The following is a 2,570-nucleotide window of genomic DNA, read 5'->3' as shown; positions in this document are numbered from 1 at the left end:
AATAGCAAGAGACATGGTGCAGTCGGGAAAAGTCCAGTACAACGGGCAAAGAGCCAAACCTGGCAAGCATGTAGAGCTTGGCGCCATGATTAAAGTTCCCTCAGGATGGGATAATCGTGAAATTAAGGTGCTAGGCTTAAGTGACAAGCGTTTGAGCGCTCCTTTGGCGCAGGCGCTTTTTGAAGAGACGATTGAAAGTGTAACAAAACGTGAAGAAAACCAAACGGCGCGCAAAATGAACGCCTTTCACAGCCCAAAACCAGATCATAGACCTGATAAAAAGCAGCGACGACAGATTATTAAATTTAAGCAGCAATAGTGAGCTGCTCAACAGGATTACTTATGAGCGATTTCGATAAATTACACCGCTTCTTATTTACCCAAGCTAACGTCCGTGGCGAATTAGTTCGTCTTGATGAGAGCTTAACGCAAATTGTGCACAGCTATGAATACCCTGTGCAAATTCAAACATTGTTAAGTGAAATGGCGGCAGCGACGTCATTGTTAACGGCAACGCTTAAGTTTAAAGGTGAAATTTCACTTCAAATTCAAAGTAAAGGCCCGGTAAGTTACGCGGTATTAAACGCCACTCACGAACAAACGCTTCGCGGTGTAGCTCGCTGGGACGAGACATTAGAAACATTACCTGAAACGTTCTCAGAGCTTTTGTCTCAGGCGGTATTGGTCATTACTATCACTCCAGATGAAGGCGAACGTTACCAGGGCGTTGTAGCATTGGATAAACCTTCACTTTCAGAATGTATTGAGAGTTACTTTACTCAGTCAGAGCAGCTAGCAACTAGCGTTCACTTGATGACAGATCTAAGCGATCCAGAACACGCAAAAGCGTCGGGTGTGTTGCTTCAGGTATTACCTACCGATGCCAGCGCTACCGATGTGTCGCAAGCCAATGAGTTTGCTCATATCACTAAGCTTACTCAAACATTGACCAAAGAAGAGATGTTTTCTTTGTCGGTTGAAGACATTTTATATCGTCTTTACCACCAAGAAGACGTGGAAGTGTATCCAGCGAAGGACGTAACCTTTGCCTGCTCATGCTCAAAGGAGCGCAGCGCTGAAGCACTTCGTCACGTTGAGAAGTCTGAGCTTCATGCCATTATTGCTGAAGAAGGTGCGATCAAAATGAACTGCCAGTACTGTCATACAGAATATCGCTTCGATAGTATCGACGTAGAGGCTATTCACAGCGGCAACTTCGACGCACCGTCTTCAAATCAGTAACTACATATTTACTGCTTTATTAAAGTGCCTTCATTCGAAGGTGCTTTTTTGTATCTGAGCTCCTCAAAACATACATCGACGGGTTTGTTCAACACTTCACTTGTGGTTAAAAATTGCTCATCTGTAAGTGTTTAACTTTTCTACACAGTTCAATCTTTCTTTTATTCCTGTACTAGTGAAAGTTTTCATCTCTTCTTTCGAAAGAAAACTGTCATGTTTTATTTTGAAATTCATCGATCAATATAGGTTTTCTACGCCTTATTTTTGCATTTATATCCAAGGAAAAGGCTTTCCTTGTAATTAATTTACAATATTTATGAAATTCCGTTGTAAGAAATAGTGAGTATGTGTTTTATAAATGCTTGCTAGGCCTTGTTTACATTACACTCTAAGAGGTGATACTTTTTTGAAAGTGCTTTTGAAAAATTACATATAGGGTAACAGCCATGACCGCAGCAGCCTCAATTCAAACGGATCTGAAAGTAACGCCACTCACCGACCTGCCAAATGCAGAACTTATCGAGCGCGCCGTAAAGCGCGGCGAAGGTGTCCTCGATAAAAACGGTGCGCTAGTCGTTGAAACCGGAAAACGTACAGGTCGCTCTCCAAACGATAGATTCATCGTTAAAGAGCCTACGACAGAAAACGACATTGATTGGGGCAAGGTAAACAAGCCTTTTGATTCTGATAAATTCGATGCGCTGTGGGATCGCGTTGAAGCTTACCTGTCTACCCAAGAACACTTTCTTTCACACCTTCAAGTGGGCTCAGACCCTGAACATGCCTTGTGGCTAGAAGTAAGAACGCAAACTGCGTGGCAGCATGTTTTTGCTCGTAACCTTTTTATTATCCCAGAGCAGTGGAATGTTAAAGGCGACCAGCCTTGGCAAATTCTGAATGTACCTGGTTTCACCTGTGAGCCAGAGCGTGACGGTACAAACAGCGACGGCACAGTTATCATCAACTTCGCGAAAAAACGCGTATTGCTTGCGGGCATGCGTTACGCGGGTGAAATGAAAAAAGCCATGTTCTCAGTGCAAAACTTCCTGCTTCCGGCAAAAGACGTGCTACCTATGCACTGTTCAGCCAACGTGGGTGAAGAAGGCGATGTGACCTTGTTCTTTGGTCTTTCAGGTACTGGCAAAACAACACTTTCAGCCGATCCTAAGCGTTTCTTGATTGGTGATGACGAGCACGGCTGGGCACCAGGTAGCGTATTTAATATTGAAGGCGGTTGCTACGCTAAATGTATCGACCTATCTCAAAAGAACGAGCCAGTAATTTGGAATGCTATCAAGTTTGGTACCATCCTAGAAAACGTAGTGCTT

Annotated in this window: 3 protein-coding genes; all 3 read left to right on the top strand. The window is 43.6% G+C overall.

Features of this window, described 5'->3' with window-relative positions; genetic code table 11:
• The coding region (locus QVA83_RS05515) for a S4 domain-containing protein (RefSeq protein WP_287498225.1) at nt 1-319 on the top strand (319 nt) is incomplete at its 5' end.
• Nucleotides 320-342: 23 nt separating this feature from the next.
• On the top strand, nt 343-1,242 hold the full coding sequence (gene hslO / locus QVA83_RS05510) for an Hsp33 family molecular chaperone HslO (protein WP_287498224.1): 900 nt from the start codon (nt 343-345) through the stop codon (nt 1,240-1,242).
• Nucleotides 1,243-1,688: 446 nt separating this feature from the next.
• On the top strand, nt 1,689-2,570 hold an 882-nt coding region (locus tag QVA83_RS05505; RefSeq protein ID WP_287498223.1), incomplete at its 3' end, for a phosphoenolpyruvate carboxykinase (ATP).

It is taken from the genome of Alteromonas sp. AO-Serp (genome assembly GCF_017849675.1).
GTDB classification, from domain to species: Bacteria; Pseudomonadota; Gammaproteobacteria; order Enterobacterales; family Alteromonadaceae; genus Alteromonas; species Alteromonas macleodii.
Note: the sequence above shows the minus strand (reverse complement) of the source record. Positions and strands in the feature narration are given on the sequence as shown.